Origin of the sequence: Pseudoalteromonas sp. MER144-MNA-CIBAN-0113 (assembly GCF_040308965.1) — a bacterium.
GTDB lineage: Bacteria > Pseudomonadota > Gammaproteobacteria > Enterobacterales > Alteromonadaceae > Pseudoalteromonas > Pseudoalteromonas tetraodonis.
On record NZ_JBEOOG010000051.1, the window covers coordinates 21,689 to 28,108 of the forward strand.

General features: G+C 41.6%; 8 protein-coding genes. 5 read left to right on the forward strand and 3 right to left on the reverse strand.

Annotated features, from left to right (window positions below; translation table 11 throughout):
• Positions 1 to 38 precede the first annotated feature (38 nt).
• The 3 genes from AAEY57_RS13255 to hemF are packed head-to-tail and all read left to right on the forward strand — an operon-like array spanning position 39 to position 2,121.
• Complete coding sequence (locus tag AAEY57_RS13255; protein ID WP_036957188.1) at positions 39 to 614, forward strand: DNA topoisomerase family protein; 576 nt, start codon at positions 39 to 41, stop codon at positions 612 to 614.
• Positions 615 to 637: 23 nt separating this feature from the next.
• A complete protein-coding gene (gene tsaC, locus AAEY57_RS13260) occupies positions 638 to 1,201 on the forward strand; it encodes an L-threonylcarbamoyladenylate synthase type 1 TsaC (protein WP_036957190.1) in 564 nt (187 codons plus the stop codon).
• Positions 1,202 to 1,203: 2 nt separating this feature from the next.
• Positions 1,204 to 2,121, forward strand: coding sequence for an oxygen-dependent coproporphyrinogen oxidase (gene hemF / locus AAEY57_RS13265; RefSeq protein ID WP_010392766.1), 918 nt, complete (start codon positions 1,204 to 1,206; stop codon positions 2,119 to 2,121).
• Between the two features lie 46 nt (positions 2,122 to 2,167).
• On the opposite strand, the gene AAEY57_RS13270 is transcribed toward hemF, so the two are convergent.
• Positions 2,168 to 3,772: a methyl-accepting chemotaxis protein gene (locus AAEY57_RS13270; RefSeq protein WP_350608044.1), complete on the reverse strand. Its 1,605-nt coding sequence runs from the start codon at positions 3,770 to 3,772 to the stop codon at positions 2,168 to 2,170.
• Positions 3,773 to 3,874: 102 nt separating this feature from the next.
• On the reverse strand, positions 3,875 to 4,312 hold the full coding sequence (locus AAEY57_RS13275; protein WP_013463674.1) for a group II truncated hemoglobin: 438 nt from the start codon (positions 4,310 to 4,312) through the stop codon (positions 3,875 to 3,877).
• A gap of 52 nt (positions 4,313 to 4,364) precedes the next feature.
• On the opposite strand from AAEY57_RS13275, the gene aroE reads away from it, so the two are divergent.
• Both aroE and AAEY57_RS13285 read left to right on the forward strand, forming a co-directional pair.
• A complete protein-coding gene (gene aroE, locus AAEY57_RS13280; protein WP_350608045.1) occupies positions 4,365 to 5,189 on the forward strand; it encodes a shikimate dehydrogenase in 825 nt (274 codons plus the stop codon).
• Entirely contained in the window at positions 5,186 to 5,440 is a 255-nt protein-coding gene (locus AAEY57_RS13285; protein ID WP_013463676.1) for a DUF1488 family protein, read from the forward strand. The genes aroE and AAEY57_RS13285 overlap by 4 nt, the downstream gene beginning before the upstream one ends.
• A 15-nt stretch (positions 5,441 to 5,455) precedes the next feature.
• Here the strand turns inward: AAEY57_RS13285 and AAEY57_RS13290 are convergent, their stop codons facing one another.
• Positions 5,456 to 5,995, reverse strand: coding sequence for a gamma carbonic anhydrase family protein (locus AAEY57_RS13290; protein ID WP_350608046.1), 540 nt, complete (start codon positions 5,993 to 5,995; stop codon positions 5,456 to 5,458).
• Between the last annotated feature and the right edge of the window lie 425 nt (positions 5,996 to 6,420).

The window sequence follows — 6,420 nt, forward strand, 5'->3', positions numbered from 1 at the left end:
GTATATTAGGCGAAAATTCACCAACCACTAGGATTTACATGAGTAAAATCGATCATTCACTTTTCTCGGCTAATAAACACGCCTTAGAAAAAGAATATGAGATATGCCCGCAATGTGGTTCAGAACTCGTCATTCGTAATAGTAAATCTGGGCCTTTTTTAGGCTGCGCTAGTTACCCTAAGTGCGATTTTATTCGCCCGCTTGCACATCATGATAGCAATGAAATCAAAGTACTTGAGGACAGCGAGTGTCCAGAGTGTAACAAGCCGCTGGTGGTGAAAAATGGCCGCTACGGTATGTTTATTGGCTGTACCGGTTACCCTGAATGTCATTATATTGCCAGTGAGCATGACAATACGCCAAGTGAAGAGCCTGTGATTAGTTGCCCTAAATGTAAAAAAGGCCACTTGGTTTCACGCAGCAATAAATTTGGGAAAGTGTTTTATTCTTGCGACTGTTACCCAAGCTGTAAATATACGCTAAACCACAAGCCAGTAGCCCAAGCGTGTCCTGTATGTGACTGGCCAGTTGTTACTGAGAAAAAAACCGCGAGTGGTGTTGTGTTACAATGCCCACAAAAAAGCTGTATGCATAAGTTTGCTGCCACTGAATAACGTAAATATCTCTGGAGACAATTTTGTCTGACCTTTCTTCTTTATCTGCTGCAATAACTAGCTTAGAACAAGGCGATGTTATTTTATACCCAACCGAAGCTGTTTATGGCCTTGGTTGCGACCCTGACAATCAACAGGCGGTGGAACGTTTACTTGAAATTAAACAACGCCCCGTTGAAAAAGGGCTTATTTTAATTGCTGACAATTACGGGCAATTATTAAAATACGTCGATGACGCTAAGCTGCCTATGGATAAACGTGCCGATATTTTTTCAAGTTGGCCAGGCGCACTCACTTGGGTGATGCCTGCAGCTAAGTCTACCCCAAAGTGGTTAACAGGGCAGTTTGATACTATTGCAGTAAGAGTAACTAATCACCCTACAGTTAAACGTTTATGCCAACAGTTTGGTAAACCACTGGTATCAACAAGTGCTAATTTAACCGGCCAAGCAACGGTAACAAGTATTGTTGAAGCTCAGCAGCAGTTTGGCGAGCAGGTTAGTTTTTATGTTGATGAACCATTAGGTGGTAATACGCAACCAAGTACCATTAAAGATGCCATGACTGGCAATGTATTCAGAGGTTAACGATGCAAAGCGAATTATTAAAACAAGTAAAAGCGTACTTTATGGCTTTGCAAGATACCATTTGCCAAGGCTTAGAAGCAGCAGACGGGAAAGCACAGTTTGTTGAAGACAGCTGGCAGCGAGAAGAGGGCGGCGGTGGTCGTACTCGCGTTATAACCAATGGTAATGTGATAGAGCAAGGGGGAGTTAATTACTCTCATGTATTTGGTGCCTCTATGCCGGGCTCTGCCACTGCACATAGACCTGAGCTTGCCGGGCGCAGTTTTCATGCGTGTGGTGTATCGTTAGTGATCCACCCTAAAAACCCACATATACCAACAAGCCATGCCAATGTGCGCTTTTTTATTGCCGAGAAAGAAGGTGAAGAACCGATTTGGTGGTTTGGTGGTGGTTTTGATTTAACCCCATTTTATCCTGTACTTGAAGATGTAGTGCATTGGCACCAAGTTGCGCACGATGTGTGTCAGCCGTTTGGCGATGATGTATATCCAAAATATAAAAAATGGTGTGACGAATACTTTTATTTAAAACATCGTGATGAAACCCGCGGCGTAGGCGGCTTATTTTTTGACGATTTAAATGAGTTAGGTTTTGAGCAAAGCTTTGCATTTATGCAATCGGTGGGTAATGGCTTTTTAGATGCTTACGTTCCTATTATTGAACGTCGTAAAAACGATGAGTACACCGAGCAGCAGCGCGACTTCCAATTATACCGCCGTGGTCGTTATGTTGAGTTTAATTTAGTCTGGGACCGTGGCACATTGTTTGGTTTACAAAGCGGTGGCCGTACGGAATCTATTTTAATGTCGATGCCACCTTTAGCCCGTTGGGAGTATAACTATACCCCAGCCGAAGACAGCGCAGAGGCATTACTATATAAAGATTTCTTAAAGCCTCGAGATTGGTTAGCACTGGGCTAAGAATGATATGCCAGTCAATAAGCTACTTATTGACTGGCTTTTAAAATTATTGTTTAAGTTTAAAACTGCGTACCTGCTCATCTAACGAACGAGCTAAATTGAGTAACTCTTCACTGACTTTTTGATTTTCATCGGCATCCACTAATGATTGCTCGGCGTTATCGCTAATACCAACAACACTTATATTTATTTCTTCAGCAGCTTGGTTTTGTTGCTCTGTTGCATCGGCTATTTGTATATTGAGCTCATTTATTTCATTCATTTGCCCTGAAATATCTTTTAAAGCTTGTGCAACTTGCTGTACTTGTTGCGCTCTTTCGTCTGCCTCTGCACAGGACTCCCCCATGGTTTTAACGGTTTGCGCGGCTTCTGACTGCAGCTTATCAATTGTGCGACGTATTTCATCAGTAGAGGCATGAGTTCGAGTTGCTAAAGTACGTACTTCATCAGCAACAACGGCAAAGCCTCGGCCAGCTTCACCTGCACGGGCAGCTTCAATGGCAGCATTAAGCGCTAATAAATTTGTTTGCTCGGCGATACTGCTGATCACCTCAAGTACTTTTCCCACTTCAAGCGTTTGCTCTTGTAGTTGTCTCACTTGATCTGCCGCTTGGCGTACATCTTCTGCTAACTGATTGATACTGAGTTCGGTTTGCTCAGCAACCTGCATGCTTTGTTGTGCTAGTTCATTACTGTTCTCAGATTTTTCTTGAGCAAAATGAGTGGTGTTTCTTACTTCATTGGATGAGCATTCTAGTTCATTAATTGCTGCGGCCACCGAATCGGTACTTTTCTTTTGTTCTAAAATAGCGCGCTCAGTGGCATCGGCCGAGGTATAAATTTTCTCTGCTGAATGAATAAGCACTTTTGAAGAGTGAGATACCTGAGCAATGTTATCTTTAAACGTAGCAATCATTTGGTTAAAACTAGTGGCAAGCCAGCCGAGTTCATCTTCGGCGTTATCTTCAATGCGTAAGGTTAAATCTTTATTAGTAGTGGCTAAGTGCATTGCATGGCCGAGCTTTTTAAGGCGCACTATAAATATTTTTCTAAACACTATACCTAGCAGCACAAAGGCAATAATAAAAATAGTAGAAAGTAGGCTGGTGGTTACTAAGGTGTTGTAAGTTACCTCATTATCAATATCGGCTAAGGAATAGCTAATTTTTACCACACCTAGTACATCGCCTTCTTGCGCTTGATGGCAGCCTAAGCAGTTTGTACCTTTGTAGTCTGTGCTCGCAAACATAGGGCGAAGGTAGGTCATGCTGCGGTTGTTATTGCTTTGCTCTATAAATAAACTTTCTTTGCCTTGCAGCGCTTCGCGTTCGTTGTTATTACTTGCTGTTTGGTTTTTATTTCCGGCCCCATACAGTTTATTAACTATATCGGAGCGAATAATATGAGCATCTTCTATATTAGGGTGTTTGCGTAGCTTTTGGCTCAATAATTCTCGATTAGCCATAGTACCGGTTAACATCATGGTGTTTATTGAATCAAAATAGTTATCGGCAAGTAGCTTAATGTTTTCTGCCACCGTATCTTGTGCGAGCGTGCGCTGTTGACTCGCACTACTAAAAATACTGGCTATGAGTACTATAATGCCGGTTAATGCTAACAAAGCATAAATTTTATGTTGGATTGATTTCACACGCGCCACGCTTTTCTAACTATTTAATAGGGTATTATCTTTATTTTAGAAAAGCGGGTTTTGACTTAGCGCAAATAATCCCCAATTAAAGAATGAGGTAGGTTAATGCTGATTAATCATATGGCTGGCCAGCTGGGCCAGTGACTGACGTAAGCCCTCGCGTAAAACGGGGTTATCAATTTCTATGTCTAAGGTTTTATTCATGCAATACATCCACTGATCACGTAAATCTTGATCAATAGGAAATGGCATATGACGTTTGCGCAGCATTGGATGGCCATGTTTTTCTACAAATAAGTCTGGGCCACCAAGCCAACCCGATAAAAACTCAAAAAATACTTGGCGAATTCTATCTAATGGTTGAGGATGCATATCATATAACGGTTTAGCGTATTCATCGCTGGCCATTATGTCGTAGAATCTATTGGCAATTGCACGCGTGGGCGCTTCTCCGCCGATGATTTCATACGGGGTTTTCTCTGGAGTAGGCGCTTGCGTAGTTGTAGACGGCTTTGATCTTGAAAAGAGTCTTTTAATCATAATTTTATCATCGTTAATAGGCAGTACTAAAACTGCGAAGAGGTTGTTTAAAATGGACAAATATGCGGTTTTTGGAAATCCAATCAAACATTCAAAATCTCCCAGCATACATCAGCAGTTTGCTAAGTCATTGGGAGAGCAAATCGACTATAGCGCAATCTTAGCACCTATCGATGAGTTTGAAAAAACAGTCGCTACTTTTTTTGAGCAAGGGGGCAAAGGCGCAAATGTCACTGTTCCTTTTAAAGAGCAGGCCTTTGCTTTAGCCGATGAACTCACCCCAGTGGCTAAACTTGCAGGCGCAGTAAACACCCTTAAAAAGCGCGATGATGGGACCTTACTTGGTGATAACACCGATGGCATAGGCTTTGTTAACGACTTACTGGCAAATAAAATAACAATAACAGGTAAACGCCTGCTGATCATTGGTGCGGGTGGCGCTGCTCGTGGTGTTATTTTACCTTTACTTGAGCAGCAGCCTAAAGAAATCATTATCGTTAATCGCACGGCACACAAAGCCCAAACATTGGCAAAACTCTTTACTGGGCACGGCAATGTTTCGGGGTATGGTTTTGACGACCTTCCTTTTACTGATTATCATTTAGTTATTAACTCAACCTCAAGTAGCATGAATAACGAGTTACCTGCGTTAAGCGAAAAGCACTTAAGCGCATGTGAAATGGCTTACGATATGTTTTATGCCACGCAAAATACGCTATTTATGAATTGGGTGAGCGAACACAGTAAAGCAGCTAAGCTATTAGATGGCAGTGGCATGTTAGTAGGCCAAGCTGCGCAAGCTTATTATGTATGGCGAAATAAAATGCCTGAGATTGTTCCCATTGTTACTGCACTAAAGCAGGGAGTGCTTAAATGAATCAAGCAATACAGTTTATAGACCGACTCGAATTTAGAGAGCCAACTCACCAGCTAGTTTTTTTTGCACAAGTAAGCGGAATGCTAGTTGAGTGTGTGATTGCTGTCAGCAGTTTAAATTTAGCCGATGAGAGTCATGCAACGCGTTATTTTGAACAATATCGATTTGATTATGAAGAGCGTGCCGAGCAGCTAATCGAAGACGAAAGCTATAACTCGGCAGGGCAAATAGAAGTGAGTTTACTTAATTAAGCAAAAAAGCTGTGGTTAATTCGCGTCTTCAGCTAAGTATTCATCTTTAAGTTGCACGTAATTATCGGCAGACACTTTTAAAAAGCTCAGCTCTTGCTCTGTTAAAGGGCGGGCTTGTTTCGCAGGGCTACCTACATATAAATAGCCAGACTCTAAACGCTTATTAGGAGGTACTAAAGCTCCACCACCAATAATCACCTCGTCTTCTACAATCACGTTATCCATAATAATAGCGCCCATGCCCACGAGTATGCGGTTACCTAGAACGCAGCCATGCAGCATTACCTTATGACCCACGGTAACATCATCACCAATAATAAGTGGGTAACCCTCAGAATTGCTTTTAGTCGCTCTTGATAAATGTAAAACACTGCCATCTTGTATATTAGTACGTTGACCGATACGAATATGATTAACATCACCACGGGCAGCAACTAGTGGCCATACACTACTATCATCACCTAGGGTGATATCACCGACTAATACAGACGACTCGTCTACATAAACAGATTCATTAAACGCAGGAGTGATTCCTTTATAAGAACGTATTGCCATATATGCACCTTTAAATTAAACAATATGAATAGTATCAGTGTAACAGTAGCGCTTATTTAAGTACCAGCAAAGCCTGATTTGATTATAAAACTAGCTGTTTTATCAGTTTTAGCTCAGATACTGACCGAACAGTGTGTTTTTTTAGTTTTTCTTTAAAAAAGTACTTGCGTAAAAATCTGTTCTCCCTATAATGCGACCCCACTGAGACGGCAGAGCGCAACGCATAGCGAGGCATGAGCTACTCAGAGAGTTAAGTAAAACTTAAGTTTAAATCATCGCAAGAAAGTTTAAAATTAAGTGTTGACTAGAAAAATAAAGGATGTATTATACGCATCCCTAGCGACAATGTCGCAACGTTCTTTAACAATATAAAGCAATCATCTGTGTGGGCACTCGTACAGATTGAGTTCTAACAGCCAAGCTAC